Genomic DNA, 26,747 nt, shown 5'->3' with positions numbered 1-26,747 from the left:
GCGGAATCGGAAGGTCAGGCGGCCACATTCTCCAGGCCCTTGCGCAGCGCTGCTTCGTCAAGGTCTTGCCCGATGAACACCAGACGCGTGCCGCGCTGCTCGCCCTCGCGCCAGGCACGGTCGAAGTGGTGGTCGAAGCGGCGGCCCACGCCCTGCAGCAGCCAGCGCATGGGCTTGCCCGGGATGTCGGCAAAGCCCTTGACGCGCAGGATGCTGTGCTGCTCCACCAGCGTCTCCAGCGCGGCCAGCAGGCGGTCGCGGTCCACGGCGGGCAGGTCGATCACGTAGGAGTCGAAGTCGTCGTGGTCATGGTCCTCGTCGTGGTCATGGTGGCTCACGCGCTGGTCGATGGTGGTCTCGGCCGCCTTGGCCAGGCCCAGCACCACGTCCAGCGGCAGGCGGCCCTGGGACGATTGCACGATCTTGACCTCGGGCGGCAGCTCCTCGCGCACCAGTGCGGTCACGCGCGCCAGGGCCTCGGCATCGGCCAGGTCGGTCTTGTTGAGCACCACCAGGTCGGCCGCGCCCAGCTGGTCCTCGAACAGTTCGTGCAGCGGCGATTCATGGTCCAGGTTGGGGTCGGCGCGGCGCAGCTCGTCCACGGCCTGGGGATTGGCGGCGAACTGGCCGCTGGCGGCCGCTGGCGTGTCCACCACGGTGACCACCGCGTCCACGGTGAACACGTTGGCGATCTCGGGCCACTGGAAGGCCTGGACCAGGGGCTTGGGCAGGGCCAGGCCCGAGGTCTCGATGATCACGGCATCGATCTGGTCGCGGCGCTCGGCCAGCGCGCGCATCACGGGGAAGAACTCCTCCTGCACCGTGCAGCACATGCAGCCGTTGGCCAGCTCATACAGCGCGCCTTCGCGCTCGTTGCCCTCGTCGTCGCAGCCGATGCCGCAGCCCTTGAGGATCTCGCCGTCGATGCCCAGCTCGCCGAACTCGTTGACGATGACCGCGATGCGTCGGCCATCGGCGTTGTCCAGGATGTGGCGCAGCAGCGTGGTCTTGCCGCTGCCCAGGAAGCCGGTGACGATGGTGGCGGGAATCTTGGCGGTTTGCATGGGATGGTCTCCAGAAAAAAAGAGGAAGTCAGACGGTGGCGAAAGGCAAGGCGCTGCGCAATGAAGGGAGAACCTCCTGCGCAAACAGTTCCATGCCGGCGAGGGCCTGGGCATCGCTCCACAGGCCGTTGGCGTTGAAGACGCAGCGCAGCTGGCCAATGCCCGTGCGCTCGCGCAAGGCGGTGATCTGCGCATGGCACTGCCCGGGCGTGCCATGGATGAATTGCTCGGCCAGCACGCGCGGCACATCGATGGGCGGCACCTGGTCGGCCGGCACGCCGCGCTTGCCCGCGAAGTACACGCGGCGCTGGTACAGCTGCGGCCACAGCGTGGCCAGCCGGGCCTGCACGGCGGCCTCATCGGCACCGATGCAGACATAGCGCGCCAGCGATGAGCGCGCGCGCAGCGCGGCGGCATCGCGCCCGCGCTCCTGCGCGGCAGCCTCCAGGCGCTCCAGCTGCATGCCTTCGGGCGGCTCCAGGCTCAGCAGCAGGGGCAGATTCTGATCGACGGCAAAGCCCAGGGTCTCGGCCGTGGAGCCGGCCACATACAAGGGAGGATGCGGGCGCTGCACGGTCGAAGGCAGGGCGGGCCGGTCCTCGAAGCTCCACGGCCCCTGCCCCGCTGCGATGGGCCTGCCGGACAGCGCCTCCACCAGGATGCGGCAGGACTGCTCGAAGCGCTCGCGCGTGCTGTCCGCATCGATCTGCAGGGCGCGCAGCGCGGCCGGTTCCGTGCCCCGCCCTATGCCCACGTCGATGCGGCCCGCGCTTTGCAGGTCCAGCTGGGCAATCTCCTCGGCCAGCATCAGCGGATGGTGCAGCGGCAGCACCAGCACCGAGGTGCCCACGCGCAGCCGCTCGGTGCGCGCCAGCACGGCGGCGGCCAGCAGCAGGGGCGAGGGATAGGGCCAGGCGGTATCAGGCACGCGGAATTCGTTGAACCACACGCCTTCGAAACCCAGGCGCTCGGCGCGCTCGAACAGCGCCAGGAATTCACGGTGCCCGCCGCGCGTGGCGTCGCGCGTCCAGCCGGCCAGATCGATGCGCATGGGGTCAGTTCTCCTGTTTCAGCCGCGCGCGCAGCAAGGTTTGCGGGGGTGCGTCGATGCGCTCGAAATCCACGCCGAAGACGGCATCCAGCCCAGGCGCATGCAGCAGCTCGGCAGGGGCCCCATCGAGCGCAATGCGCCCCTGGTCCAGCACGATGACGCGCCCGAAGTGCGCCAGCGCCAGGTCCAGGTCATGCATGACCACCAGCACCAGCCGCTCGCGCCCGCGCTGCGCCAGCGCCTGCACCAGGGCCAGGCGGTGGCGCACGTCCAGCGCGGCGCCGGGCTCGTCGGCCAGCAGCACGGGCGGGTCGGTGGCCAGCACGGTGGCCAGCAGCGCACGCGCCTGCTCGCCGCCGGACAGCGTGGACCAGCGCCTGCGCGTGAAATCCTGCAGCCCGGCGCCGGCAATGGCCGCCTCGACATCACCCCGGCCCGCCAGCCTCATGTGCATGAGCTCGGACAGCGTCAGGTCCCAGTGCGGCGCAAAGCGCTGCGGCATGTAGCCCACGCGGCGTGCACGCTCGGCCACGGGCAGGGTTGCAATGTCTTGCCCGTCCAGCAGCACGCTGCCGGATGCAGGCGCCTGCAGCCCCGCCAGCAGGGACAGCAGGCTGGACTTGCCTGCGCCATTGGGTCCGACCAGGGCCACGGCGCCGCAAGCGGGCAGCTGCAGCGAGACGGCATCGAGCACGCTGCGGCCACGGCGGCGCAGCGTGAGGGACCGGGCCTTCAGGCATGGCACAGCGTCGTCCATGGCTTGATCGTTCATGCGGACCTCAGCCTGCGCGCCAGCAGCACGATGAAGAAGGGCCCGCCCGCCACGGCCGTGACCAGGCCCAGCGGGATCTCGGCCGGCGGCAGCACGCTGCGCGCAATGGCGTCGGCCAGCGTGACGATGATGGCGCCCGTGAGCGCCGACGCCGGCAGGGCCGCGCGGTGCAGCGGGCCCGCCATCCAGCGCGCGATGTGCGGCGCAGCCAGCCCCACGAAGGCCACCAACCCGCCATAGGCCACGGCCACGGCCACCACCAGCGAGCCGGCCAGCACGGCCAGCGGCGTGAAGCGCGCCACGTCCAGGCCGAAGCCCTGGGCCGCATCGGCACCCAGGCCCAGCAGGTCCAGTCCGCGCGCCAGCGCCATGGCCCCGGCCAGGCAGGCCAGTGAGGCGCCGGCCAGCAGGCCCAGCCCGCTCCAGGACGGCGTCTGTATGCCGCCCAGCACCCAGCTGAGCACCACCTGCAGGCTCACCGTCTCATCGGACAGCGCCAGCATCAGGAACGAGCGCAGCGCGCCCAGCACGGCCGCCAGCGCCACGCCGGCCAGCAGCATGCCGGCCGCATCGGTGGCACCGGCCACGCGCGAGACGGCCAGCACCAGCACGGTCGATCCCCAGGCGCCCGCAAAGGCCAGCACGGGCAGCGTCCATGCCTGGGGCAGGCCGAACAATAAATGCATGGGAACCAGCAAGGCGACAGTCGCCCCCAGCGCCGCGCCGCCCGAGGCGCCCAGCAGATAGGGCTCGGCCAGCGGATTGCGGAACACACCCTGGAAGATGGCGCCCGACAGGCCCAGCAGCGCGCCCACCAGGGCGGCCGCCAGCACGCGCGGCACGCGCCACTGCAGCAGCAGCCGGCTGCGCAGGCTGTCTTCGCCGCCCAGCGCGGCCAGCAGGTCGGCCGGGCTGGCCCATTGGTGGCCCGCGCAGGCGGCCAGCAACAGGCTGGCCAGCAGCAGCAGGACCGCACCGGCCCAGGGGCGCCACGCGGGTGGATATGAAAGGAAATTCATGCGGCCTCCCCGGCCCAGGCCGCAGGGTGCAGCCAGCGCGAGAGTTTTTCCACGCCGCCAAAGGTGCGCGGCCCGGGAATCAGGAACTCGGCACGCGCCACCGTGGTGGCCCGGCCGCCGCGCACGGCGCGCAGGTCGCGCCAGCCGCGCTGGCCGATCAGGTCCTGCATGGCCTCCTGGGTGCCTGCGAACAGCAGCACGTCGGGGTCGGCGGCCAGCACGGCCTCGGGCGAGACCTGGGGCACGGTGCCCAGGCCGTCCAGCGCGAACGAAGCGCCCGCGCGCACCATGGCCTCGCCCGTATAGGTGCCCGGCCGGGCCGCCAGCAGCATGCCGTTGCCCAGCCGGCCCGTGACCATGAGGGCACGCGGCCGGGGCTGGCCGGCCACCTGCCGGTCCACGCGCAGCAGCCGCGCTTCCTGCGCCGTGGCCAGCGCCTGGCCGCGCGCCTGCACGCCCGTGGCGCGGGCCACCAGGCGCAGGTTGTCCATCACCTCGGCCAGCGAGCGGCTGAGCAGCACCATCACCGGCACGCCGATGCGCTCCATGGGATCGACCAGCTGGTGCGCCGCCTGGCGCGCGGGCGTGACGATGACCAGGTCCGGCTGGCGCGCCACCACGGCGTCCACCGAGAACCCCAGCCGCCCGCCCACCTTGGGAATGCGCTCCACGCCCGGCGGAAAGCGCGTGAAATCCTCCACGCCCACCACGCGGTCCAGCAGGCCCAGCGCGGCCACCAGCTCGGTGTTGGAGGCAAAGATGGAGACGATGCGCTGCGGCGGCGCGGCAATCTCCACGCGCCGGCCCAGCGCATCCTGCAGCACCACCGGCCCGCCTGCAGCGACGGTGTCGGCCCAGGCCGCGGGCAGGCCGCAGGCCAGGGCCGCCGCCGCGCCCTGGCGCAGCAACTGGCGGCGCGTGGTGCTGGATTGCCTCATGCCATGGTCCTCAAAACTCCGCCTGCAGGCCGACCATGAGTTCGCGGCCCGCCATCGACGTTCCGCAGCCGCCGTTCTGGTACGCCGGGTTGGCGATGCAGGGCGCACGGTCCAGCGCGATGAAGATGGGATGGCGGTTCAGGTCGAACAGGTTGTTGACGGCCGCGAACAGCTTGACGCCCGGCGACACGCGGTAGTCGGCGCGCAGGTTCCAGATGGTGAAGGCGCCCTTGCGGTGGATGAAGGTGCTGCTGGGCTCGCCCTGCGGGATGAGCAGCGCCTCTTCCGTGTCGTACCACATGGGACCGCGCAGCAGCGTGGACAGCTGCAGGCTCCAGTCGCCCTGCAGCCGCCCGCTGCCGCGCCCGTAGCGCACGCCGGCCGAGGCCTCGTAGCGGTACATGCGCTGCACCTTGTCGGTATTGGCGGAGGCGGCCGAGCCCTTGTCCCGCATGCTGAAGTGGTAGTAGCCGCCAGCCCAGGCCTTGAGCTGGTGGCCCGTCAGGTCCAGCGCCCGCGCCAGGTCCATGTCGGCCTGCATTTCCAGGCCGCGCGCCACGATGTCGGCCGCGTTGTTGGCGTAGTCCGAGGTGTTGGTCGTGGCCCCGCGCGAGACGGTGATGATGCGGTCGCTGATGGTGTTCTGGAACAGGGCCGCATCCACGCGCCAGCCGGGCTGCTGCAGCGCGGCGCCGACCTCGATCTGGCGGCTGGTCTCGGGCTTGAGGTTGGGGTTGCCGAAGGTGCGGCCACCGCCGACGGCCGTGAAGTCCGAGGCCAGCTCGGTGGCCGTGGGCGCGCGGAAACCCGTGGAGGCCGCGGCGCGCAGCGTGAGCCGGTCCGTGGCCTTCCAGGTGGCGCCGGCCGACCAGGTGTGGTTGTCGTAGTCGCGCGTGCTGGCCTGGGCCAGGGCCAGGTTGGGCGTATCGTCGAAACGCGTCGTGCCCCAGGTCTTGCGCAGGCCGGCACGCAGGGTCAGGCGATCATCAAGCAGGGTCTGCGCGTCCTCGAAGTACAGCGCATGCACCTGCTCGGTCTGGTTGTTGTCGTAGGGCGCGACCTGGCCCGCGGGGCCGCCCGGCATGGCCACGCGCAGGCGGTCGGAGCGCAGCTTGCTGCGCTCCCAGTCAAAGCCCATCAGCAGGTCATTGGTCTGGCTGACACGCAGGCGCGGCTGAAAGCGCAGGCCCGTGGCGTCCAGCTGGCGGTGGTTGTAGTCGCGCGCCGTGCCGGGCACGGCGCTGTTGCCCGAGCGGATCACGGGCGATGCCCAGTTGAACTCATCGGTATCGACCAGGCTGTAGAGGTGGGTCGTCCAGCTCAGGCGCTGGCCGGGCAGTGCGCCCTCGTAGGTCAGGTCCAGCGAGCGGTTGCTGCGGTTGTCGCGGCTGTGGATATTGGCGCCCGATCCGCGAAAGCCCGCGTTGTAGATGCCGTCCGTGCGCAGCTGCAGCTCCACGCGGTGCAGCTCGTGCAGCTGCCAGCCCAGGGCGCCGCTGGCGCCGCGCCGCTTCCAGCCCGTGTTCTCCATGCGCGTGCCGCCATCGCCCGACTCGTAGTCGCCGCGCCCGCCTGCGCTCACGCCGAAGTACCAGTCGAAGCGGTCATTGGCGCCGGCCGTCTGCGCATCGGTGCGCCACAGGTCCCATGAACCGGCCTGGACCTGGGCGCGCGTGCCAGGCGCCGTAGCTCCGTTCTTCATGATGATGTTGACCACCCCGCCCATGGCCTGGCTGCCGTAGATCACCGAGGACGGGCCGCGCACGATCTCGATGCGCTCCACATCCGAGGGGCTGAGCTTGGACAGGTTGGCCGTGCCCGCGCGCCGGCCGTTGACCAGCACCAGCACCTGGCTGCGGAAGTCGCGCCCCTGGCCGTCGGTGGAGGCGCCGCGCAGGTTCATCGAGGTCTGGGCCGCCGTCCATTCGCTGAGAAAGCCCACGGCGTTCTCGGCCAGCAGGTCGGTGACCGAGCGCGCGCTGGAGCGCTCTATGGCCTCGCGGTCGATGGTCTGCGTGGTGCCCGCGATGCGGCTGCGCGCCTCGGGCCGCGCGGTGGCGGTCACGAAGACCGCATCCAGCGCATCGTCGGCGGAGTCCGTGGATCGCCCGGAAGCCGGCTCCTGCGCGGCGCCGGCCGCTGCAGCGCAGCTGGCCAGCAGGACGGCGGCCGCTGCGGGCCGCAGGCTGGAGACAAGAGGAAGAACAGAGAGAAGGCCGGAGGAATCGGCGGCCGAAGAAGCGAAGCGCATGCGTTGAACCCAACTGCCCCACTCACCCGCGGGGCCTATCGTCTGAACCACGCCGCACAGCGCGCACGCCGGAGCCGGCCACGGCAGCGCAGGCTGGGGCCGGACCGGACAGGCGCACTCCCGCGGCGTCCGAAAGCAATGCAGAAGGCCGGTATCCGGGCTTGCGGAACGCTGCGGCGCGCATCATGGGCGCGCTGCGGCAGGCATCCCCGCCTTCCCATGCCCGAGGAGGACACAGTGGCTTGCGGCGCGTGACCCGTGGGTGGCGCGCCAGCGTGGGGAGTTGTATTCCGCTGACCGTTGCGGGGGCAGCGCAGGCATTGCGAGCGGCCATCTCGATGGCATCGCGCACCTGCTTCCCGTTGAACCCCTGGCCGGCGAACGGCATGGGGCACCTTCAGCAACAGCGCACCGCCACGGCCCAGGGACCGCGCCGGCGCGCCAGCGGCGGATTATCGCTGATGGCGCCCAGCCCAGAAGCCCGGCACGCGGGCCAGCGCCCGCAGCGCGCGGCGGCTGCTGCGCGCGCTGGTGGCCAGGCGGGCCTGCAGGTAGCCGGCGGCGAACCAGGCGCGCGGGTCCGTGCCGGCCTCGGCATGGAAATGCGCGGCCGCCACGGCCATGTCGTTGTGCAGCCCCAGCGCGTCCTGGGCGGGCACCAGCGCCTCGGCAAAGCGCCGGCCCTTTTTGCCGGGCCACATTCCGGGCGCGAATTCCTGCGCAAAGTCCGCCAGGTAGCGCAGGCGCTTGAGCCGCTTGCGCACGCGGTGCTGCTGCGCCAGCGGCAGGCGGTCGAAGTGCCGGCCATCGCGCAGCACCTGGCGGTGCAGGCGCTGCAGGCGCCGCACCAGGTACTTGCGCGTGCCTGCGGCAGACAGGCTGGCCAGGCCGGGCTGCCGCTTTCCTGCGGGTGCCTGCGCCAGCGCATGGATCTCGGCCAGCGTCTGCAGGAACTGCGGCTCGCGCACCGCGGCGGCCGCGTCGGCCTGCCCGGCAGCTGGCACGGTCCATTCGCACAGGGGCGCATGGGCGTCCTGCAGCAGCGGCCGCACCACGTCGGCCAGGGTGCCGGCGTCGCGCAGCGTGCCAAGCTGCGCAAAGGCCCGGGCCAGGGGCTCATCCCATTCGGCGCGCATGCCGGGCGCCAGCCCCGCGCATTCGCGCAGCACGGTGCGCAGGCGCCGCAGGGCCACGCGCAGCTGGTGGATGGTCTCGGCATCGCTGCCACCGCCCTCCAAAACCGCCAGATGCGACTGCGCCTGGGCCAGGGCAGCAGTCAGCGCCGCACGCACAAAGCCGGCCGCATCGGGCCGGTCAGGGTGCTGCTTCGCAGGGGTGGACATGGTCAGGCAAGGAGATGTGGACGTTGCCGACGATTGTGGGCGCAGCCCCGCGCCAGGGTCAATCCGGGTTCAATCCGGGTTCAATCCGGGCGCACTCCGGGCTCAATCGGCGCCATTCCCGCTCAGGCTGTGCAGCACGGGCCGGGCAATGCGCACATAGTCGGCCGAGTCCAGCACGATGGAGCGGTCCAGCCGGCCCGCGTTGAAGGCGATCTCGCCAAAGCGCTCGACCAGGGCCGGGTCCACCACCAGGCGCACCTGCGGGTTGAAGGAGAACGGCGGCACCGATCCCATCACGCAGCCCGTGGCGGCCCGGGCCTCCTCGGGCGAGGCCAGCGTGGCCTTGCGCACGCCCACGGCCTGGGCCAGGCGCTTGAAGTCCAGCTTGCGGTCGCCGGGCAGCACGGCAAGAAACAGCTGCGCGCTGTCTGCCGCGTCGCGGCTCTTGCAGAGCATGGCCTTGGCGCCCTGGCCGGGCGCCGTGCCCCGGATTTCGGCGACCAGGTCGGAGCGGCCTTCGGCCGGATGTTCCAGCACGCGAAAACGCGCGCCCTGGGATTGCAGCAGGTCTACAAGGGTGTCGAACATGGTGGAAAGCACAAAGAAGTCATCTGGGTTTTGACATTTTGTCCAATTAAAAACAAAATGTCCAATATGAACGAACGAACCCCCGAACAGCGCCAGCTGCTGGAGCAGGTGGCCCAGATCGCCGAAGGCCTGGGCCAGACCTTCGCCCCGTTCTGCGAGGTGGTGGTGCATGACCTGCTCGACCCTTCCCATGCGGTGCTGGCCATCCACAACAACCTGTCGGGCCGCGAGGTCGGCCAGGGCGCGACGGAGCTGGGACTGGCGCGCATCCTGGACCCCGGCTTCGAACAGGTCATCGCCAACTATCCCAACCAGTTCGCCGACGGCCGCCAGGCCAAGAGCACGTCCATCGGCATACGCGATTCCGAGGGCCGCTACATCGCCGCCCTGTGCATGAATGTGGACCTGACGATGTTCCAGGGCTTCCAGGGCATGCTCAACCGCTTTGCCGCCGTCAGCGGCGACACCCCGGCGCGCGAAATGCTGGACCCCACGGGCGCCGGCGCAGGCGCCGACACGGTGCGCGCCCGCATCGACCAGTTCGCGGCCCGCCTGGCGACCACGCCGCGCGCCCTCAAGCCCGAGGAGCGCCGCGCCCTGGTCCGCGAACTCAAGGGCGCCGGCCTGCTCGATGTGCGCCGCTCCATGGAGACCATTGCCGCCCACCTGGGCGTGTCGCGCGCCACGGTCTACAGCTACGCCAAGTAGGCCACTCCCGATCCACATCTCTTTCTCCGCTACCGATGACAAGCCTTCTTCCCACCTATGACGACGTGGCCGCGGCGGCCCGGCGCATCCAGGGCCATGCCCACCGCACGCCCGTGCTCACCTCGCGCACGCTGGACGAGGCGCTGGGCGCCCGCGTCTTTCTGAAGTGCGAGAACCTGCAGCGCATGGGCGCCTTCAAGTTCCGCGGTGCCTTCAACGCCCTGTCGCGCTTCAGCCCCGCGCAGCGCAAGGCCGGCGTGGTGGCCTTTTCCTCGGGCAACCATGCCCAGGCCATCGCCCTGGCCGCGCGGCTGCTGGAGATTCCCGCCACCATCGTCATGCCGCACGACGCGCCCGCCGCCAAGGTGGCGGCCACCAAGGGCTATGGCGGCCAGGTGGTGGTCTACGACCGCTATACCGAAGACCGCGAGCAGGTCGGCCGCGACCTGGCCGAGCGCCACGGCCTGACCCTGATCCCGCCCTACGACCATGCCGACGTGCTGGCCGGCCAGGGCACGGCCGCCAAGGAACTGTTCGAGGAAACCGGCCCGCTGGACGCCCTGTTCGTGCCGCTGGGCGGCGGCGGCCTGCTGTCGGGCACCGCCCTGTCCACGCGCGCGCTCAGCCCCGACTGCGCGCTCTACGGCGTGGAGCCCGAGGCCGGCAACGACGGCCAGCAGTCGCTGCGCGCGGGCCGCATCGTCCACATCGAAACGCCCAGGACCATTGCCGACGGCGCCCAGACCCAGCACCTGGGCGGCATCACCTTCCCCATCATCCAGCGCGACGTGACCGACATCCTCACCGCCAGCGATGCCGAACTGGTCGATGCCATGGGCTTCCTGGCCACGCGCATGAAGCTCGTGGCCGAGCCCACCGGCTGCCTGGGACTGGCCGCCGCGCGCCACAGGGGCGAAGAGCTGCACGGCTGCCGCGTGGGCATCATCCTGAGCGGCGGCAACGTGGACATGCAGCGCTTTTGCAGCCTGCTGGGCAACTGAAGCGCCTGAAGCACCTGAAGCGCCTGACCGATTGCCGGCTCAGCCCCTGGGACTGAAGGTACGCGGGAACACCACGGGCGCGCTGCGGTTGGCCAGCCGATAGCCCATGGCGGGGCGGCGTGACGTGCCCTCCACCTGGCCGGCCTCCACCAGAAAGCCGGCCGCCATCATGCGCGTGCGAAAACCGCTCTTGTCCACCGGGCGGCCCAGCACCACCTCGTAGGCCTGCTGCAGCTGCGGCAGCGTGAAGGGCTCGGGCAGCAGAAAGGCCGGCAGCGAGGTGTATTCCACCTTGCCCCGCAGCCGCTCCACCGCTGCGCGCAGGATCTCGCCGTGGTCGAAGGCCAGCGCAGGCTCGCGCAACAGTTCATCGACGGCAAACCACGACACATCGGCCGCATTCGCGCCCTTGGCCAGGATCAGGTCGTGCCCCGGGATCAGCGCGAAATACACATGCGTGGCCGACCAGCCACGCGGGTCGCGCGCCGCGCCGCCCCAGCTTCCCAACTGCTCCAGGTAGGGGCTGTCCACGCCCGTCTTGTCCAGCAGCTTGCGCCGCGCGCAGGCCAGCAGGTCTGCGTCCTGCCCCACATCCACAAAGCCGCCAGGCAGCGCCCACAGCCCCGGAAACGGCTCGCTGCCCGCCGTGGGGCGCTGCACCAGCAGCACCTGCAGGGCATCGTCGGCCACCGTGAAGATGACCACGTCCACCGTGGTGAACGGGCGCGGGAAGTCCAGCGCGCCCTGCTGGGATGGGGAGTTTTTTTCGGCCATGGGATGGATTGTGCTTGACGTGCAGGATTTTAAGTTGCACTATGCAACCCATACGAGTTGTACAGAACAACTTAAAGGAGAAGCACCATGTTCGGCATCCGTTTCATCAAGTCCCAACCCACGGTCCACCTCATGCAGTTCCGCGCCGGCAAGGTGGTGCGCGAGGGTGCGGGCCAGTCCTTCTTCTACTACGCGCCCACCACCACCCTGGTCGCCGTGCCCGTGGGCAGCCAGGACTGCCACTTCATGCTGGAGCTGGTCACGGCCGACTTCCAGAGCGTCACGGTGCAGGGCCAGGTCACCTACCGCATCAGCACACCGCGCCAGACCGCCACGCTGATGGACTTCTCCCTGGCGCGCGACGGCCAGAAATACATGTCCGAAGACCCGCAGCGCCTGGGCGACCGCGTGACCATGCAGGCCGAGGTCATCATCCAGCAGGCCGTGCAGGCGCTGGAGCTCAAGCAGGCACTGCGCTCCTCGGCACTCATTGCGCGCACGGCCCAGCAGGAGCTGGCCGCCCAGCCCGAGATCGCGGCCCTGGGGCTGGAGATCCTGGGCGTCTCGGTCATGGCCGTCAAACCCACGCCCGACATCGCCCGCGCCCTGGAAGCCGAGGCGCGCGAATCCAACCTCAAGGCCGCCGATGACGCCGTCTATGCCCGCCGCATGGCCGCCGTGGAAAACGAGCGCGCCATCCGCCAGAACGAGCTCGATACCGATGTGGCCGTGGAGAGGAAAAAGCGCCAGATCCGCGACGCCCAGCTGGAAGCCAAGGCCGCCCAGATGCGCAAGGAAAACGAGCTGCGCGCCGAACAGATGTCCGCCGACGTGGCGCTGGAGACCAGCCGCCGCGACTTCGTCGAAGGCCAGGCCGCCAACAGCCGCACCCTGGCCGAGGCCGAGGCCTACCGCGTGGGCGCCGTCATGCAGGCCCTGGAGAAGGCCGACCCGCGCATCGTGCAATCGCTGGCCGCCGTGGGCATGCAGCCGGGCCAGCTCATCGCCCAGGCCTTTGGCGGCATTGCCGAGAAGGCCGAGCGCATAGGCCAGCTCAATGTCTCGCCCGAGCTGCTGCAGTCGCTCATGGGTGCCGGTGCAGGCCATGCAGCCGCCGTGCCCGATCCCGAACCCGCAAGGAGCCGCCGTGAACGCCAATGAACGCAAGACCGTGCTGGTGGTGCGGCGCACGCGGCTCGATGAGCTGGTGGCCAGGTACCACACGCTGTCCCAGGCGCGCTTCTACATCGAGCACCTGGGTGCCGACTTCGGCGACTACCTGCGCGAAAGCGCCGCCTACGCCGCCGCCCTCCAGGCCGTGGTGCAGGCGCTGGAGGCCAGAGGCCGCTACCAGATCGTGGACCGCGCCCTGGTGCCCAACTTCGTCTTCGGCGCCGACGACATCGTGGTGGCGCTGGGCCAGGACGGCATGGTGGCCAACACCATGAAATACCTGGACGGCCAGCCGCTCATCGGCGTCAACCCGGAGCCCGCGCGCTGGGACGGCCTGCTGCTGCCCTTCGCCCCCGCCGACCTGGCCGCCCTGCTGGGCGACGTGGCAGCGGGCCGCCGCCCCACGCGCGCCGTCACCCTGGCCGAGGCGCGCCTGAGCGACGGCCAGGTGCTGCGCGCCGCCAACGACCTGTTCATCGGCCCGCGCAGCCATACCTCGGCCCTGTACGACATCGCACTGGGCGAGCGGCAGGAGTCCCAGTCGTCCTCCGGCCTCATCGTCGCCACGGGACTGGGCTCGTCGGCCTGGATCAAGAGCATCGTCACGGGTTCCCTGGGCATTGCCCGCGCCGTGCGCGGCGCGTCCACCGACTTCGACTACCAGCCCTTCGCCTGGGATGCGCCACGCCTGGACTTCGCCGTGCGCGAGCCCTTTCCCAGCCGCTCTTCCACGGCCGAACTGGTCTACGGCCAGGTCACCGCCGGCCAGCCGCTGACCCTGCGCTCGCGCATGCCCGACCATGGCGTCATCTTCTCGGACGGCATGGAGGCCGACTACCTGCAGTTCACGGCGGGCATGCAGGCCACCATCGGCCTGTCGGACCGGCAGGGCTGCCTGGTGGTGTGATGGACCGGCACCTGCAGCAATCTGCCGCCCGGCCATCGGCCCTCACGCACTGGACCATGGCCGGTTCGGCGGCCCGGACTTCATCTTGACAGCGGGGCATGGGCGGCCCTGCCCCTGCCCTGACCCAGGCCATGACTCACTATCAGACCAGCCTGATTGCACCGCCCCCATCTTCGACATAGATTAAAGAATCTTCAAGGGCCATCCATCAAATCACTCGATATCCCTTGTTCTTTTCTTGATCCATCCTGAATGAATCAGGGCAACACAGCCACCGCCTCCAGTGTTTACGAAAAATCATTCAACAGCAATGGGATTCATCGGGAACATGCCTCTTTCTTTCAAGCGCCCATCCTTGTCGCATGCAAGCCGGCTTGCATTGCTCATCGGACTTGCAGCGGCCATGATGAACAGCAATGCCCTTGCCGTGGGTGTATTTTCCCCCGAAACCGCCAGCATCTCGATTCCCGTAGAAATAACAGTACCGGGAAATTCACCCACGGGATCGACACTCTGGAAATCCGTGCCACTCCTTCTGAGCCTGCGCGCTGAGCGAAACCTCAATGACCCGAGCGCTATCTTGGGCGCCGAAATATTCGCCAATATTCAATCTGGAACCAAGGCATCTGGATTCCCTGACGTCTACGCAACCAATGTTCCCGGCTTGGGAGTCCGCTGGTGGGGAAAATGGCGGGGCCGCAATTTCCCCAATGGAATAGCCATGCCGATCACCACCAACTCAGAAAACAACGCAGGTGCTCTAGGTTGGGACTGGGGGGACAGCCCACGCACCCAGGAGGTCTGGATCGAGCTGGTGAAGACCGGCAACATTGGGGCGGGCCAGATATCGGGCCTGAGAATGAACGCCCACTTGCAGTTCCTATGCCGCCCCTGTAACCCGGCGACTATCAGCCTGGCCGGCAGCACCAGGGTGGTGACCGGCCCCTCATGCACGGTCGCCAACTCGGCCGTCTCCGTGCCCATGGGCATTGTGACCACCTCACGATTCACGGGCATCCATTCCACGACCCGCTCCCAGAGTTTCGACATCACCCTTGACTGCAAGGGCGGCGCGCCCGACAGCAAGCTGCGACCCCACGTCACGCTCACCGATGCCAACGACAGCAGCAACCAGGGCACCATCCTGACCTTGAGCAAGGCCACGACCGGCGGCAAGCCGGTGGCCACCGGAATAGGCATACAGATACTGAAGGATGGCATCCCGCTGGCATATGGACCGGACTCCAGCGCACCCGGCAATACCAACCAGTGGAGTGCGGGCACCATCGCCCAGGGCGTTGCCCAATTCAAGATCCCCCTGACCGCAAACTACGTGCAGACCGCTGAGTCAGTCACGACAGGGCAGGCCAACGGCAGGGCCACCTTCACGCTGAACTACCAGTGAACAGCGCCCCCAGCCTTCAGGGGCGCCTGGCGTGAAGTCCCGAAGAAGCCATCCATCCAAGCATTCGATGCTCCTTGTATCCTGGATCCGTCTTCAATCACGAAAATAATAGAAACACCAATCCTCGGTATTTCAGAAAATCATCTTTCAACCCTGGAAAGCATCAGGAACATGCATCTTTCTTCCAAGCGCCCATTCTTGTCGCATGTCAACCGGCTTGTATTGCTCATCGGACTTGCAGCGGCAATGATGAACAGCAATGCCCTTGCCGGGGGTATATTTTCCCCCGCCAGCTCCAGTATTTCAATGCCTGAGGAAATAACAGTACCCGGAAACTATGCCGACGGATCGACGATATGGAAGTCTTCGGCACTCGTATTGACGCTTACAACACGGTCACTCGGCTCCGTAAACAATGTTAAAATAGCCGAAGTACATGCCAGCATTCAGTCCGGGACCAAAACGCCTGGATACGAGGATGTCTACAGCACCAATATTCCCGGCCTGGGAATCCGCTGGTGGGGGACATGGCGTGGACCCAATTTCCGCAACGGGATAAGCAAGCCCATCACCAATCGCATAGACAGCAGTCCGGGCGCACTGGGTTTCGCCTGGAATGTCGATTCATACCCCCAGGACATCTGGATCGAGCTGGTGAAAACCGGCAGCATTGCCGCCGGTGGCGGCCCGCTATCGGGCTCCGGGATGAACGCCCATCTGCGATTCCAGTGTCCCTTGTGTACACCAGCAGACGTCTACCTGGCCGGCAGCACCAGGGTGGTGACCGGCCCCTCATGCACGGTCGCCAACTCGGCCGTCTCCGTGCCCTTGGGCGCTGTGCCCATCCAGCGATTCACGGGCATCCAAGCCGCATCCATCCCCCAGCAATTCGACATCGTCCTGAACTGCAAGGGCGGCGCGCCCGACAGCGTGCTGCGCCCCCACGTCACGCTCACCGATGCCAACGACACCAGCAACCAGGGCACCATCCTGACCTTGAGCAAGACCACGACCGGCGGCAAGCCGGTGGCCACCGGACTAGGCATACAGATACTGAAGGATGGCGTCCCGCTGGCATATGGACCGGACTCCAGCGCAACCGGCAATACCAACCAGTGGAGTGCGGGCACCATCGCCCAGGGCGTTGCCCAATTCAAGATCCCGCTGACTGCCAAGTACGTGCAGACCGCTGCGGCAGTCACCATGGGGCAGGCCAACGGCAGGGCCACCTTCACGCTGAACTACCAGTGAACAGCGTCCCCGCCCTCAGGGCTTCTTGTCCAGCTGCATCTCCCAGGACTTGAGCTGCTTGGCGCGGGCGCGGGCGAAGTCGCTCCAGCAGTTGGTGCGCGCATCATCCTTGGCAAAGCTGGCCGAGTTGAATTCGGCCAGGAACTCGCAGGCACTGCGCGCGTACTGCACCCAGTTTCTCTGGGCCACTTCCAGCTCTTCCGACGCCTGGGGCATGCGGGCCTTGAGCTTGAGCGACAGCGATACGTAGGCGGCCTTGACCATGGCCACGTTCTGCTCGTGCAGGCAGCTGCGCACCTCGGCCATGCTGGTGGAGTTTTCCTCGCAATTGCCTGAACTCGTGGGATTGGCGGCCAGGGCCACGGGGCTGGCGCACAGCAGGGCCGCGCAGGCAAGGGGGGCGAGTAGGGACGCTAGGGCTTGGTGCATGGAAGAGGGCTCGCTGGGAGGGGCCGGTGGGCGCAGCACCCCGGCCGTCGCGATTACACCATCGACCTGCCCTGCCGCGGGCCCACATTCCCCTGGTGATCACCCTGATGCAGCGACGCAAAGTGCATAAACATGCTCCCAAAGCTTTGTTGCCGTGGGTCAAGGGCGGCCAGAAGATGCGGGCGTACGCATCTTTCGTTCGTCCCGACCGCCCCGCTCCCGCCATGCACACAAGCCCCACCCTGCGCCGCCAGCCCCGCGCCACCCTTTCCGCATCCCTGACCTTCATCGCCGCCGCGCTGGCCCTGGCCTGCACCCAGGCCCGGGCCGATGCCACGCTGGACAAGATCAAGCAGCGCGGCAAGGTCACCATTGGCGTGCTGGTCAATGGCGGGCCCTTCGGCTCCATCGACCCGTCCACCCAGCAGCTGGTGGGCTGGAACCCCGAGCTGGCACGCGCCCTGGCCAAGGGCCTGGGCGTGGAGGCCGAGCTGGTCCAGGTGCAGACCGCCACGCGCGTGCAGTTCCTGCAGGCCGGCAAGGTGGACTTGCTGATCGCCTCCATGGAGCTGAACCCCGACCGTGCCGAGACCCTGGGCTATGCGCCCACGCCCTTCTACCGCGTGGGCGGCATTGCCGCCGTGCGCAAGGGCAGCGGCATTGCCAGGTGGGAAGACCTGCGCGGCAAGCCGGTGTGCGTGTCCCAGGGCAGCAGCTTTGCCAAGCCGCTGGCCAGCGAGTACGGCGCCCAGGTGCATGGCTACAAGAGCTCGTCGGACTCGCTGCTGGCGCTCAAGGGCGGCAACTGCGTGGCCGCCGTGCATGACAGCACGCTGATCCACCCGCTGCTGCGCAGCAACCCCGAATGGGCGCAGTACTCGGCCCCCATCGCCACCGAGGTGCTGCCCGCGCCCTCCGTGGTCTGGACCCGCAAGGGCGAGGCCGACACCATCGCCGCCGTGGACAAGGTGGTGCAGGACTGGCACCGCACGGGCTGGCTGATCGCCGCCGAAAAGCGCGTGGGCATAGAGCCGGCCAACCCGCTGCTGCCCGAGCTGCAGGCCAAGTTCAAGTCCGCCAGCTGAACGCCGGCCGCCACGGCGGTCCAACCCTATTTTTTTTGACCACCCAGGCCCAGGCCCCGCAAGACGGGGCGGGGCCTTCCGTTCCCTGATGGATTCACGCATGCCCCGCCTTCTTCCCCCCCTTGCCGCCGCCCTGGCCCTGCTGCTGGGCGCCGGTGCCGCCCACGCCGACGCCACGCTGGACAAGATCAAGCAGCGCGGCAAGTTGTCCGTGGGCATCGACGGTGCCAGCCCGCCGTTCGGCGTGCTGGACCCCGCCACCGGCAAGACCGGCGGCTACCAGACCGAGCTGGCCGCCGACATCGCGCGCCGCCTGGGCGTACCGCTGGAGACGGTTCCCGTGACGGCCTCCACGCGCGTGCAGTTCCTGCAAAGCGGCAAGGTGGACCTGCTGATCGCCAACATCCAGTGGACGCAGGAGCGCAGCGAGATCCTCTCGTTCGCGCCCACGCCCTATGACCTCATCGGCGGCGGCGCCCTGGTGGCCAAGGCCAGCGGCATCAAGCGCTGGGAAGACCTGCGCGGCAAGGTGGCCTGCGTGTCGCAGGGCAGCAACTTCGCCAAGCCCCTGGCCGAGAGCTATGGCGCCGTGGTCAAGGGCCTGCGCGGCATTCCCGAGTCGCTGCTGGCGCTCAAGGGCGGCACCTGCGCGGCGTCGGTCCATATCCAGCCCGCGCTCTATGAAAAGCTCACCGGCCCGAATGCAGCCGAGTGGAAGGACTTCGAGCTGGGCACGCAGGACCAGTTGATTCCCTCGCCCACCGTGGTGTGGACGCGCCGCGGCGAGGCCGACACCCAGGCCTTTGTGGACAAGGCCATCCAGGACTGGCACCGCACGGGCTTTCTGCTCAAGGTGGCCCGCGCCAGCGGCGTGCCCGACACCTGGATCGCCGAGCGCCACGAGCGCGCGCTCAAGGGCCAGTTCGACCGCGCGCCCTACGACTTCGCGGTGTATGCGGCAGCGCAGGCACAAGTGCAGGCGACGCAGGCAACCCAGGCCGCCGCCAAGGGAGCCAGGCCATGAAGCCGGTCCGCACCGCACTGGCGGCCCTGCTCGCCCTCACGGCCCTGGCAGCCCATGCCGACGCCACGCTGGACCGCATCAGGCAGCGCGGCAAGATCGTGGTGGGGGTGATGCTTTCGGGGCCGCCGTTCGGCACCATCGACCCCGTCACGCAAAGGCACGTGGGCTACAACGTGCAGCTGTCCGAAGGCGTGGCCAAGGGCCTGGGCGTGGGGGTGGAGACCGTGCAGGTCCAGCCGTCCAACCGCGTGCAGTTCCTGCAGCAGGGCAAGGTGGACATCCTGATAGCCAACATGCAGTGGACGCAGGAGCGCAGCGAGATCCTGTCCTTCGTGCCCACGCCGTTCGAGGAAGTCGGCGGCGCAGCCATCGCCAAGAAGGGCAGCGGCGTGCGCCAGTGGGACGACCTGCGCGGCAAGCCCGTGTGCGTGTCGCAGGGCAGCAATTTCACCAAGCCGCTGGCCGATCAATACGGCGCCCAGATCAAGGCCTTCCGGGGCCAGCCCGAGTCGCTGCTGGCCCTCAAGGGCGGCAACTGCGCGGCCGCCGTGCATGTCAGCCCCACGCTGCGCGAACTCGTGGCCGGCAATGCGGACTGGAAGGACTACGAGATCGTCTCGCCCGCCGACATCATTCCCTCGCCCTCGGTGATCTGGCTGCGCAAGGGCGAGTCCGACACGCAGGCGGCCATCGACCGCATCGTGCAGGACTGGCACCGCACGGGCTGGCTGATCGAGGTGGAGCAGCGCAACGGCATGACGCCCACGCCGCTGCTGCACCAGCTGCACGACAAGTTCAGGAAGGCGCCCGCATGAGCACCCGCACCAGCACCAGCGGCCACATCACCGGCCCCGCCGACCTGATCACCGCGCTGCGCCAGGCCCTGGGCGACGCCCATGTGCTCACGGGGGCCGATGCGGCCGGCTACCTGACCGACCAGCATGGCCGCCTCACGGGCCAGGCCCTGGCCGTGGCACGGCCCGCCGACACGGCCCAGGTGGCGCAGCTGGTGCGCCTGTGCCGCGCCCACCGCACGCCCATCGTGGCCCAGGGCGGCAACACCGGGCTGATGGGCGGCGCCACGCCCGATGCCTCGGGCCATGCCGTGCTGCTGTCGCTGGCGCGCCTGAACCGCGTGCGCGCCATCGACACCGACAACGACACCCTGACCGTGGAGGCCGGCGCCGTGCTGGCCCATGTGCAGCAGGCGGCGCGCGATGCGGACCGGCTGTTTCCCCTGAGCCTGGGATCCGAGGGCAGTTGCACCATTGGCGGCAACCTGTCCACCAACGCAGGCGGCACCCAGGTGCTGCGCTACGGCAACGCGCGCGAGCTGGTGCTGGGCCTGGAAGTGGTGACGGCCGAGGGCGAGATCTGGGACGGCCTGCGCGGGCTGCGCAAGGACAACACCGGCTATGCGCTGCGCGACCTGTACGTGGGCAGCGAAGGCACGCTGGGCATCATCACGGCGGCCACGCTGCGCCTGCATCCGCTGCCCCGCGCCCAGCACACGGCCCTGCTGGCCTTTGGCTGCATACGCGATGCGGTGGCCTTCCTCAGCCAGGCGCGGGCGGGCTTCGGCGCCAGCCTGACGGCGTTCGAGCTGATGTCGGACACGGCCCTGGGCCTGATAGCCCGCCATGTGCCCGAGCAGCCGATACCGCTGGCGCTCAACGCGCCCTGGTTTGCGCTGATCGAGCTGTCCGACAGCGAGGGCGAGGACCATGCGCGCCAGCGCTTCGAGTGCGTGGTGGGCCAGGCCTTCGAGGACGGCCTGGTCACCGATGCCGCCATTGCCGAGAGCCTGCAGCAAAGCCGGGCCCTGTGGCGGCTGCGCGACCAGGCCCTGGGCGAGGCCCAGCGGCGCGACGGCGGCAACATCAAGCACGACGTGTCGGTGCCCATCTCGCGCATCCCCGACTTTCTTGCGGCCACGGCCGCGCTGCTGCAGGCGCGCTTTGGCGCCGTGCGGCCCGTGGCCTTCGGGCACCTGGGCGACGGCAACCTGCACTACAACGTGTCGCACGCGCCGGACAGCACGCCCGCGCAACTGTTCGCCCAGGAAGACGCCATCCACGAGGTGGTGCACGACAGCGTGCACGCCCACGGCGGCTCCATCAGCGCCGAGCACGGCGTGGGCCAGACCAAGCGCGACCTGCTGCCCCGCTACAAAAGCGCCGTGGAGCTGCAGCTCATGCGGCGTCTCAAGCAGGCCTTCGACCCGCTGGGCCTGCTCAACCCCGGCAAGGTGCTGCAGCCCCTGACGGACGATTTGCCGCAGGACTTGCCGCAGGTCTCTCCAGCGCCAGCCGCCGCATTCCAGGAAGGCCCCACGCCATGACCACGCCCTTTCCCCTTTCGCAGCGCGTGCAGCGCGTCAGGCTCTCGCCCAATGCCGCAGCCAGCGCGCGGGCCACGGCCCTGGCCCGCCAGGGCCGCGACATCATTGCGCTGACCACGGGCGAGCCCGATTTCGACACGCCCGAGCCCATCAAGCAGGCCGCCATCGCGGCCCTGGCCCGTGGCGAAACCAAGTACACGCCCACGCCCGGCACGGCCGCGCTGCGCCAGGCCATCAGCGCCAAGTACCGGCGCGAGAACGGGCTGGACTTCGAGGCCGGGCAGATCATCGTCAGCAACGGCGGCAAGCAGGTGATCTACAACGCGCTGGCGGCCACGCTGGACGCGGGTGACGAGGTCATCGTGCCCGCGCCGTACTGGCCTTCGTTTCCCGACATCGTGCGCGTGAACGACGGCACGCCGGTCATCGTGGACTGCGGCATTGAGCAGGGCTTCAAGCTCACGCCGGCCGCGCTGCAGGCCGCCATCACGCCGCGCACGCGCTGGCTGGTGCTGAACACGCCGGGCAACCCCTCGGGCGCCGTCTACAGCCGCGAGGAACTGGCCGCGCTGGCCCAGGTGCTGCGCCAGCACCCGCAGGTGCTGGTGCTGCTGGACGAGCTGTACGAGCACATCTGGTTCACGCCCCAGGCCCCCGCGCACTGGCTGGCGGTGGCCCCCGACCTGCGCGAGCGCACGCTGCTGGTCAACGGCGTCTCCAAGACCTATGCCATGACCGGCTGGCGCATCGGCTGGGGCGCAGGCCCGGCCGCGCTGGTGCAGGCCATGGTGGTGATCCAGTCGCAGGCCTCGTCAGGCCCCAATTCCGTGGCCCAGGCCGCAGCCACGGCGGCGCTGCAGTCGCCCGACCAGAGCTTTGTGCAGCAGGCCCGCAACGCCTATGCGCGGCGCGCGCAACGGGTCACCCAGGCGCTGGCCCAGGTGCCGGGCCTGGCCCTGCTGCCGCCAGGCGGATCGTTCTTTGCCTTTGTGCACTGCGGCGCGCTGATAGGCCACCTGCGCCCGGACGGCCAGCCCATCGCCAGCGACACCGACCTGACCGAATGGCTGCTGGAGTCCGAAGGCGTGGCTGCCGTGGATGGCGGGGCCTACGGCCTGTCGCCGTACTTCCGCATCTCCACGGCCGCCAGCGACGAGCTGCTGGCCGAGGCCACGGCCCGCATCGCACGCGCCGTGGCCGCGCTGAAAGACCCCGCTGCGCAAGCGCATGCACAGCCGGCCGCCCTGGAGGCCGTGCCATGAACGACAGCCTGCTTGCCCAGGGCGTGCAAGCGCTCAAGGGCCTGGGCCTGAACTACGCCTTCGTGCTGGACGTGGCCGAGCGCCAGGCCTTTGTGCGCGGCATGTTCGTGACCGTGCAGCTGGCCCTGCTGACCATTGCCGGCAGCCTGGCGGCCGGCGTGGCGCTGGCGGCGGCCCTGACCTCGGGCCGCGCCTGGCTGGCACGGCCTGCGCGCGCCTTTGTGGAGGTCACGCGCAACACGCCCACGCTGGTGCAGCTGTACTGCGCCTTCCTGGTGCTCAACATGCTGATCACCCAGCAGCTGCGCGACTGGGGCGCGGGCAACAACCCGCTCACGCCCTTTGTCTGGGTGGTGATCGTGGTCTCGCTGCACAAGGGCGTGTTCCATGCCGAGGCGCTGCGCGCCGGCATCGAGGCCGTGCCCGCCACCACGCTGGAGGCGGCGCGCTCGCTGGGCTTTTCGCAGCGCCAGCTGCTGGTGCGCGTGCAGCTGCCGCTGGCCGTGCGCTTTGCCCTGCCCTCGCTGACCAACAACCTGGTGGATCTGGTGAAGATGACGGCCGTGGCCTCGGCCATTGCCGTGGGCGACGTGACCTACGAGTCCATCATGATCTGGTCGCAGCGCGACAACGTGCTGGAGCTGCTGCTGCTCATCCTGCTGTGGTTCGGCCTGCTGACCTGGCTGGTCAGCCTGGCGGGCCGCTGGCTGGAACAACACCTGAGGATGCCCGGCTATGGCCAATGAAGCCACCCTGAACCCCGGCGCCGCGCCCCGCCCCCTGCCCGCCGCCCTGCTGCGCGCGGCGCGCAGCCCCTGGCTGATGGCAGGCGCCGCGCTGCTGGCCCTGTGCGCCTGCTGGGCCGCCACGGACAGCGCCCCGCCCGCCTTCGTGCACCTGTGGAAATGGCTGCCTGCGCTGCTGCGCGGCCTCCTGGTCAACATCGAGATCAGCGTGCTGGCGGTGGCCATCGGCACCGTGGCCGGCCTGGTGCTGGGCGCCCTGTCGCTGTCGCCCACGCCGGCCGTGCGCACGGGCGTGCGCTGGTATGTGCAGCTGTTTCGCAATGCGCCCATCCTGGTGCTCATCTACTTCACCACCTATGTGTTCCCGTTCGAGCTGAAGCTGGTGGGCTGGACCTTTCCGTTCCCCGACTGGGTCAAGGTGGTGCTGGGCCTGGCCCTGCCCACCAGCGCCAACGTGGCCGAGATCTTCCGGGGCGCCATCCAGTCCATTCCCAGCGCGCAGTGGGAGGCGGCCCAGTCGCTGGCCTTTCGCCGCAGCGAGATCTTCCGCCTCATCGTGCTGCCGCAGTGCGTGCGCCGCATGCTGCCGCCGTGGATGAACCTCTACGCCAGCATCACCATGAGCACCTCGCTGGCCTCGCTGGTGGGCGTGCACGACGTGGTGGACACCGCCCAGATCGCCAGCAACACCGTGGCACGCACGGACTTCACCATCCTTGTGTACTTCACGCTGCTCGCGCTTTTCTTTGCCTATTGCTATCCCATTGCGCGCGCCACGCGCAGCCTGGAGCGACGCCATGAACGCCACTGACTCCTTTCTCTCCCAACTCGCCACGGCCGATGCCCCCGCAGGCACGGCGCCCGCACTGGTCCACCTGCAGGATGTGCACCTGTCCTTTGGCGACAACCAGGTGCTCCAAGGCATCGACGTGCAGGTGCGGCGCGGCGAGGCGGTGACCATCATCGGGCCCTCGGGCTCGGGCAAGTCCACCATCCTGCGCTGCATCACCGGCCTGCTGCGGCCCCAGCGCGGCGCCATCTCGGTGGCGGGCACGCGCGTGGACCAGCTGCGCACCGAGGCCGAGCTGATCGCCCTGCGCAAGCGCGTGGGCTTCGTCTTCCAGCAGTACAACCTGTTCCCCCATCTGTCGGTGCTGGAGAACCTGGTCATCGCCCCCACGCGCGTGGTCGGCCGCGACCGCGCCACGGCCGAGCGCGAGGCCCGCGCCCTGCTGCAGAAGGTGCGCCTGGACCACAAGGAATCCGCCTACCCCGGCGAGCTGTCCGGCGGCCAGCAGCAGCGCGTGGCCATTGCGCGCGCCCTGGCCATGCGGCCCGAGCTGATCCTGTTCGACGAAGTGACCTCGGCCCTGGACCCCGAGACCGTGGGCGAGGTGCTGACCGTGATCCGCGACCTGGTCAGGGACGGCATGACCTGCGTGCTGGTCACGCACGAGATGCGCTTTGCCGAAGAGGTCAGCGACCAGGTGTATTTCACCGAGGCCGGCCGCATCGTCGAGCACGGCCCGGCCGCCCAGATCTTCGGCAGCCCGCGCAGCGAGCGCACGCGCGAATTCCTGCAGCGCGCCCTGGGCGATGGCGCCCGGCCCAGGCCTGGGCCAGCCGCCCCGGCCACAACGCCGCTGCCCTTCAACAGCCTGCGCTTTGCCCTTTGATCCCCCACCTCCAGGAGCACATCCCCATGACCGCAGAAACAACGACTGAAACCCCGGCCGGCACAGGCGCAGATACAGGCACCCATACAGACGCCGCCGCCCGGCGCCGCCAGGCCGTGGACGCCGCCCTGGCCGACGTGCGCCAGCTGCTGCAGGCCGGCGCGCCCGAGCGCAGCACCCTGTCGGCCATCACCGCACGCCTGGAGCAGCTGGCCGCGCACAAGGCCTTGTTCAGCCGCGCGGACTTTCCCCCGCCCGCGCAGACCGAAGGCGTGGGCGCCTCCACGCGCTACCGCCTCAACCCGGCCGATGGCGATGCGGGCCTGGCCCTGTACCTGAACTCCATCAACCCCGGCAAGACCACGGCGCCGCACAACCACACGACCTGGGCCGTGATCGTTGCCGTCGAAGGCCAGGAGCTCAACCGCCTCTACGAACGCACGGACGACCGCAGCGACCCCGCACGCGCCAGCATCCACCTGGCGCGCGAATTCACCGTGCAGCCGGGCGCCTCCATCGCCTTCCTGCCCGATGACATCCACAGCATTGCCGTCGTGGGCGAGCAGCCCACGCTGCACTTCCATCTCTACGGCCAGCCGCTGGAAACCCTGAGCGGCCGCGTGGCCATCGACCCCGACACCGGCGAAGTCAAGAACTACAACGCCGCCTACCTGCGTCCCAGCGAGGCCGTGGCATGAGCACCCCCCAAGACAAGCACCGCCCCCTGGGCCCGTCGACCCGCCTGCTGCACGCAGGCACGCCGCCGCTGCAGGGCGGCTCCGGCCCCGTCAACGTGCCCGTGGTGCGCACCAGCACCGTGCGCTTTGCCGACAGCGCCGCCTACGCCGACCTGCACCACCGCCGCGAGGCCGGCGAGCGCGTGGCCTCCTACGGCCGCCACGGCCTGGACACGCACCGCGCGCTGGAGGACGCCGTGGTCGCGCTGGAGGGCGGGCACCGCGCCTTCCTCACGCCCTCGGGCCTGTCCGCCATCACCCTGGTGCTGATCGCCCTGCTCTCGCCCGGCGACCATGCGCTGGTGGCCGACAGCGTCTACTCTCCCGTGCGCCGCGTGGACGCCACCTTGCTGCAGCGCCTGGGCATCACGCTGGAGTACTTCTCGCCCTCGCGCGACGATCTGGCCGGCAAAATCCGCCCCAACACCCGCCTGGTCTACCTGGAATCGCCCAGCTCCCTGCTCTACGAGGTGCTGGACCTGCCCGCCCTGGCTGCCGTGGCGCGCCAGCACGGCATTCCCGTGGCCACCGACAACACCTGGAGCGGCGGCTGGTTCTACCAGCCCCTGGAGCACGGCGCCAACCTGTCCATCCAGGCCGCGACCAAGTACATCGCCGGCCACTCCGACGTGATGCAGGGCATCGTCATCACCGACGGCCCCGCGCTGTCGAAGAAGATCTCCACCGCCTACGAGGCCCTGGGCCTGACCATAGGCGCCGACGACGCCTACCTGGCACTGCGCGGCCTGCGCACCCTGCCCGTGCGCCTGGCCCAGCACCAGCGCCACGCCACCGAAATCGCCCAGTGGCTGGAGCATCAGCCCCAGGTCGGCCGCGTCTTCTACCCAGCCCTGCCCTCCGACCCCGGCCATGCGCTGTGGAAGCGGGACTTCAGCGGGGCGAGCGGGCTGGTGTCATTCGCGTTTGCCGAAGGGGTGGACCCCGGTGCCGGCGCCGTGTTCGTCGACTCGTTGCGGCAGTTTGCGCAGGGGGCTTCCTGGGGCGGCTACGAGAGCCTGGCGCTGGTGGCGCAGCCTGAGCGGTTGCGGGAGCACAGTGTGTGGACGGGGACTGCGCCTGTGGTGCGGCTGCATGTGGGGCTGGAGGATCCTTTGGATCTGATTGCGGATCTGGAGAGGGGGTTTGGGGGGGGTGGTGGAGCGGTTCAGGCTGGCTGCCTGAGATTTTTTGGGCTTTGCTGC

Annotated in this window: 25 protein-coding genes, 1 pseudogene and 1 riboswitch; of the genes and pseudogenes, 16 read left to right on the top strand and 10 right to left on the bottom strand. The window is 69.4% G+C overall.

Annotation, left to right across the window (positions count from 1 at the left end; all coding sequences use genetic code 11):
• Positions 1-14 precede the first annotated feature (14 nt).
• The 8 genes from cobW to ACFPFG_RS23095 form a co-directional block, all read right to left on the bottom strand.
• Positions 15-1,064, bottom strand: a complete 1,050-nt coding sequence (gene cobW / locus ACFPFG_RS23130; protein WP_012207544.1) for a cobalamin biosynthesis protein CobW — start codon at positions 1,062-1,064, stop codon at positions 15-17.
• Positions 1,065-1,092: 28 nt separating this feature from the next.
• Positions 1,093-2,115, bottom strand: a complete 1,023-nt coding sequence (locus tag ACFPFG_RS23125) for an LLM class flavin-dependent oxidoreductase (protein WP_380108421.1) — start codon at positions 2,113-2,115, stop codon at positions 1,093-1,095.
• Positions 2,116-2,119: 4 nt separating this feature from the next.
• On the bottom strand, positions 2,120-2,887 hold the full coding sequence (locus tag ACFPFG_RS23120; protein ID WP_380108419.1) for an ABC transporter ATP-binding protein: 768 nt from the start codon (positions 2,885-2,887) through the stop codon (positions 2,120-2,122).
• A complete protein-coding gene (locus ACFPFG_RS23115) occupies positions 2,884-3,906 on the bottom strand; it encodes a FecCD family ABC transporter permease (RefSeq protein ID WP_183019621.1) in 1,023 nt (340 codons plus the stop codon). The genes ACFPFG_RS23120 and ACFPFG_RS23115 overlap by 4 nt, the downstream gene beginning before the upstream one ends.
• Positions 3,903-4,844 carry an ABC transporter substrate-binding protein gene (locus ACFPFG_RS23110; RefSeq protein ID WP_380108417.1) on the bottom strand — a complete coding sequence of 314 codons (942 nt, stop codon included), beginning with the start codon at positions 4,842-4,844 and terminating at the stop codon, positions 3,903-3,905. The genes ACFPFG_RS23115 and ACFPFG_RS23110 overlap by 4 nt, the downstream gene beginning before the upstream one ends.
• A gap of 10 nt (positions 4,845-4,854) precedes the next feature.
• A complete protein-coding gene (locus ACFPFG_RS23105) occupies positions 4,855-7,095 on the bottom strand; it encodes a TonB-dependent receptor (protein WP_380108415.1) in 2,241 nt (746 codons plus the stop codon).
• A 129-nt stretch (positions 7,096-7,224) separates the two neighbouring features.
• Positions 7,225-7,509: riboswitch (cobalamin riboswitch) on the bottom strand.
• Between the two features lie 38 nt (positions 7,510-7,547).
• Entirely contained in the window at positions 7,548-8,438 is an 891-nt protein-coding gene (locus tag ACFPFG_RS23100; protein ID WP_183019624.1) for a CHAD domain-containing protein, read from the bottom strand.
• A 102-nt stretch (positions 8,439-8,540) separates the two neighbouring features.
• Positions 8,541-9,026 (bottom strand): YbaK/prolyl-tRNA synthetase associated domain-containing protein, encoded by a 486-nt coding sequence (locus tag ACFPFG_RS23095; protein WP_183019625.1) that lies wholly within the window; start codon positions 9,024-9,026, stop codon positions 8,541-8,543.
• Positions 9,027-9,092: 66 nt separating this feature from the next.
• Here ACFPFG_RS23095 and ACFPFG_RS23090 point away from each other — a divergent pair, with 66 nt between their 5' ends.
• Both ACFPFG_RS23090 and ACFPFG_RS23085 read left to right on the top strand, forming a co-directional pair.
• A complete protein-coding gene (locus tag ACFPFG_RS23090) occupies positions 9,093-9,734 on the top strand; it encodes a helix-turn-helix transcriptional regulator (RefSeq protein WP_183019626.1) in 642 nt (213 codons plus the stop codon).
• Positions 9,735-9,769: 35 nt separating this feature from the next.
• Positions 9,770-10,735: a threo-3-hydroxy-L-aspartate ammonia-lyase gene (locus tag ACFPFG_RS23085; protein WP_183019627.1), complete on the top strand. Its 966-nt coding sequence runs from the start codon at positions 9,770-9,772 to the stop codon at positions 10,733-10,735.
• Between the two features lie 39 nt (positions 10,736-10,774).
• Here ACFPFG_RS23085 and ACFPFG_RS23080 read toward each other — a convergent pair whose 3' ends face one another.
• Entirely contained in the window at positions 10,775-11,509 is a 735-nt protein-coding gene (locus tag ACFPFG_RS23080; protein ID WP_380108412.1) for an NUDIX hydrolase, read from the bottom strand.
• Between the two features lie 87 nt (positions 11,510-11,596).
• Here ACFPFG_RS23080 and ACFPFG_RS23075 point away from each other — a divergent pair, with 87 nt between their 5' ends.
• The 4 genes from ACFPFG_RS23075 (at position 11,597) to ACFPFG_RS23060 (ending at position 16,245) form a co-directional block, all read left to right on the top strand.
• Positions 11,597-12,670 carry an SPFH domain-containing protein gene (locus ACFPFG_RS23075; protein ID WP_380108410.1) on the top strand — a complete coding sequence of 358 codons (1,074 nt, stop codon included), beginning with the start codon at positions 11,597-11,599 and terminating at the stop codon, positions 12,668-12,670.
• The gene (locus tag ACFPFG_RS23070; protein ID WP_312374360.1) at positions 12,657-13,589 is read left to right on the top strand and encodes a diacylglycerol kinase catalytic domain-containing protein; all 933 of its coding nucleotides are present in this window, start codon (positions 12,657-12,659) and stop codon (positions 13,587-13,589) included. The genes ACFPFG_RS23075 and ACFPFG_RS23070 overlap by 14 nt, the downstream gene beginning before the upstream one ends.
• A gap of 403 nt (positions 13,590-13,992) precedes the next feature.
• The gene (locus ACFPFG_RS23065) at positions 13,993-14,994 is read left to right on the top strand and encodes a fimbrial protein (RefSeq protein ID WP_380108407.1); all 1,002 of its coding nucleotides are present in this window, start codon (positions 13,993-13,995) and stop codon (positions 14,992-14,994) included.
• A 171-nt stretch (positions 14,995-15,165) separates the two neighbouring features.
• Positions 15,166-16,245: a fimbrial protein gene (locus tag ACFPFG_RS23060; protein ID WP_380108405.1), complete on the top strand. Its 1,080-nt coding sequence runs from the start codon at positions 15,166-15,168 to the stop codon at positions 16,243-16,245.
• A 15-nt stretch (positions 16,246-16,260) separates the two neighbouring features.
• Here ACFPFG_RS23060 and ACFPFG_RS23055 read toward each other — a convergent pair whose 3' ends face one another.
• Positions 16,261-16,674, bottom strand: coding sequence for a lysozyme inhibitor LprI family protein (locus ACFPFG_RS23055; protein ID WP_183019631.1), 414 nt, complete (start codon positions 16,672-16,674; stop codon positions 16,261-16,263).
• A gap of 224 nt (positions 16,675-16,898) precedes the next feature.
• Here ACFPFG_RS23055 and ACFPFG_RS23050 point away from each other — a divergent pair, with 224 nt between their 5' ends.
• The 10 genes and pseudogenes from ACFPFG_RS23050 to metC all read left to right on the top strand — a co-directional run bounded on the left by ACFPFG_RS23050 (position 16,899) and on the right by metC (position 26,727).
• Entirely contained in the window at positions 16,899-17,759 is an 861-nt protein-coding gene (locus ACFPFG_RS23050; protein ID WP_183019632.1) for a transporter substrate-binding domain-containing protein, read from the top strand.
• Positions 17,760-17,859: 100 nt separating this feature from the next.
• Complete coding sequence (locus tag ACFPFG_RS23045) at positions 17,860-18,783, top strand: transporter substrate-binding domain-containing protein (RefSeq protein ID WP_183019633.1); 924 nt, start codon at positions 17,860-17,862, stop codon at positions 18,781-18,783.
• The gene (locus ACFPFG_RS23040; protein WP_183019634.1) at positions 18,780-19,598 is read left to right on the top strand and encodes a transporter substrate-binding domain-containing protein; all 819 of its coding nucleotides are present in this window, start codon (positions 18,780-18,782) and stop codon (positions 19,596-19,598) included. The genes ACFPFG_RS23045 and ACFPFG_RS23040 overlap by 4 nt, the downstream gene beginning before the upstream one ends.
• Positions 19,595-21,124, top strand: a complete 1,530-nt coding sequence (locus ACFPFG_RS23035) for an FAD-binding oxidoreductase (RefSeq protein ID WP_380108401.1) — start codon at positions 19,595-19,597, stop codon at positions 21,122-21,124. Before ACFPFG_RS23040 ends, ACFPFG_RS23035 begins: the two co-directional genes overlap by 4 nt.
• On the top strand, positions 21,121-22,386 hold the full coding sequence (locus ACFPFG_RS23030) for an aminotransferase class I/II-fold pyridoxal phosphate-dependent enzyme (RefSeq protein ID WP_312374371.1): 1,266 nt from the start codon (positions 21,121-21,123) through the stop codon (positions 22,384-22,386). Before ACFPFG_RS23035 ends, ACFPFG_RS23030 begins: the two co-directional genes overlap by 4 nt.
• Positions 22,383-23,132 carry an amino acid ABC transporter permease gene (locus ACFPFG_RS23025; protein ID WP_013800583.1) on the top strand — a complete coding sequence of 250 codons (750 nt, stop codon included), beginning with the start codon at positions 22,383-22,385 and terminating at the stop codon, positions 23,130-23,132. The genes ACFPFG_RS23030 and ACFPFG_RS23025 overlap by 4 nt, the downstream gene beginning before the upstream one ends.
• Positions 23,122-23,943, top strand: coding sequence for an amino acid ABC transporter permease (locus tag ACFPFG_RS23020; protein ID WP_380108398.1), 822 nt, complete (start codon positions 23,122-23,124; stop codon positions 23,941-23,943). Before ACFPFG_RS23025 ends, ACFPFG_RS23020 begins: the two co-directional genes overlap by 11 nt.
• Positions 23,930-24,808 (top strand): amino acid ABC transporter ATP-binding protein, encoded by an 879-nt coding sequence (locus tag ACFPFG_RS23015; RefSeq protein WP_232245712.1) that lies wholly within the window; start codon positions 23,930-23,932, stop codon positions 24,806-24,808. Before ACFPFG_RS23020 ends, ACFPFG_RS23015 begins: the two co-directional genes overlap by 14 nt.
• Positions 24,809-24,834: 26 nt before the next feature.
• On the top strand, positions 24,835-25,506 hold the full coding sequence (locus ACFPFG_RS23010; RefSeq protein ID WP_380108396.1) for a cysteine dioxygenase family protein: 672 nt from the start codon (positions 24,835-24,837) through the stop codon (positions 25,504-25,506).
• Positions 25,503-26,727 (top strand): annotated as a pseudogene (gene metC / locus ACFPFG_RS23005) (cystathionine beta-lyase). The gene ACFPFG_RS23010 and the pseudogene metC overlap by 4 nt, the downstream one beginning before the upstream one ends.
• The last annotated feature ends 20 nt before the right edge of the window (positions 26,728-26,747 follow it).

The sequence above is a fragment of the Delftia deserti genome (assembly GCF_042653485.1).
Classification (GTDB): Bacteria; Pseudomonadota; Gammaproteobacteria; order Burkholderiales; family Burkholderiaceae_C; genus Comamonas; species Comamonas acidovorans.
This window is presented reverse-complemented; position numbering and strand designations above follow the sequence as displayed.

What these genes read in the sequence shown, in the direction of transcription:
- ACFPFG_RS23025 (WP_013800583.1), top strand. Translation starts at nt 22,383, where the DNA reads ATGAACGACAGCCTGCTTGCCCAGGGCGTGCAAGCGCTCAAGGGCCTG.
- ACFPFG_RS23125 (WP_380108421.1), bottom strand. Translation starts at nt 2,115, where the DNA reads ATGCGCATCGATCTGGCCGGCTGGACGCGCGACGCCACGCGCGGCGGG.
- ACFPFG_RS23110 (WP_380108417.1), bottom strand. Translation starts at nt 4,844, where the DNA reads ATGAGGCAATCCAGCACCACGCGCCGCCAGTTGCTGCGCCAGGGCGCG.
- ACFPFG_RS23050 (WP_183019632.1), top strand. Translation starts at nt 16,899, where the DNA reads ATGCACACAAGCCCCACCCTGCGCCGCCAGCCCCGCGCCACCCTTTCC.
- ACFPFG_RS23035 (WP_380108401.1), top strand. Translation starts at nt 19,595, where the DNA reads ATGAGCACCCGCACCAGCACCAGCGGCCACATCACCGGCCCCGCCGAC.
- ACFPFG_RS23115 (WP_183019621.1), bottom strand. Translation starts at nt 3,906, where the DNA reads ATGAATTTCCTTTCATATCCACCCGCGTGGCGCCCCTGGGCCGGTGCG.
- ACFPFG_RS23080 (WP_380108412.1), bottom strand. Translation starts at nt 11,509, where the DNA reads ATGGCCGAAAAAAACTCCCCATCCCAGCAGGGCGCGCTGGACTTCCCG.
- ACFPFG_RS23085 (WP_183019627.1), top strand. Translation starts at nt 9,770, where the DNA reads ATGACAAGCCTTCTTCCCACCTATGACGACGTGGCCGCGGCGGCCCGG.
- ACFPFG_RS23015 (WP_232245712.1), top strand. Translation starts at nt 23,930, where the DNA reads ATGAACGCCACTGACTCCTTTCTCTCCCAACTCGCCACGGCCGATGCC.
- ACFPFG_RS23105 (WP_380108415.1), bottom strand. Translation starts at nt 7,095, where the DNA reads ATGCGCTTCGCTTCTTCGGCCGCCGATTCCTCCGGCCTTCTCTCTGTT.
- ACFPFG_RS23065 (WP_380108407.1), top strand. Translation starts at nt 13,993, where the DNA reads ATGATGAACAGCAATGCCCTTGCCGTGGGTGTATTTTCCCCCGAAACC.
- cobW (WP_012207544.1), bottom strand. Translation starts at nt 1,064, where the DNA reads ATGCAAACCGCCAAGATTCCCGCCACCATCGTCACCGGCTTCCTGGGC.
- ACFPFG_RS23020 (WP_380108398.1), top strand. Translation starts at nt 23,122, where the DNA reads ATGGCCAATGAAGCCACCCTGAACCCCGGCGCCGCGCCCCGCCCCCTG.
- ACFPFG_RS23030 (WP_312374371.1), top strand. Translation starts at nt 21,121, where the DNA reads ATGACCACGCCCTTTCCCCTTTCGCAGCGCGTGCAGCGCGTCAGGCTC.
- ACFPFG_RS23040 (WP_183019634.1), top strand. Translation starts at nt 18,780, where the DNA reads ATGAAGCCGGTCCGCACCGCACTGGCGGCCCTGCTCGCCCTCACGGCC.
- ACFPFG_RS23060 (WP_380108405.1), top strand. Translation starts at nt 15,166, where the DNA reads ATGCATCTTTCTTCCAAGCGCCCATTCTTGTCGCATGTCAACCGGCTT.
- ACFPFG_RS23095 (WP_183019625.1), bottom strand. Translation starts at nt 9,026, where the DNA reads ATGTTCGACACCCTTGTAGACCTGCTGCAATCCCAGGGCGCGCGTTTT.
- ACFPFG_RS23075 (WP_380108410.1), top strand. Translation starts at nt 11,597, where the DNA reads ATGTTCGGCATCCGTTTCATCAAGTCCCAACCCACGGTCCACCTCATG.
- ACFPFG_RS23100 (WP_183019624.1), bottom strand. Translation starts at nt 8,438, where the DNA reads ATGTCCACCCCTGCGAAGCAGCACCCTGACCGGCCCGATGCGGCCGGC.
- ACFPFG_RS23045 (WP_183019633.1), top strand. Translation starts at nt 17,860, where the DNA reads ATGCCCCGCCTTCTTCCCCCCCTTGCCGCCGCCCTGGCCCTGCTGCTG.
- ACFPFG_RS23120 (WP_380108419.1), bottom strand. Translation starts at nt 2,887, where the DNA reads ATGAACGATCAAGCCATGGACGACGCTGTGCCATGCCTGAAGGCCCGG.
- ACFPFG_RS23010 (WP_380108396.1), top strand. Translation starts at nt 24,835, where the DNA reads ATGACCGCAGAAACAACGACTGAAACCCCGGCCGGCACAGGCGCAGAT.
- ACFPFG_RS23055 (WP_183019631.1), bottom strand. Translation starts at nt 16,674, where the DNA reads ATGCACCAAGCCCTAGCGTCCCTACTCGCCCCCCTTGCCTGCGCGGCC.
- ACFPFG_RS23090 (WP_183019626.1), top strand. Translation starts at nt 9,093, where the DNA reads ATGAACGAACGAACCCCCGAACAGCGCCAGCTGCTGGAGCAGGTGGCC.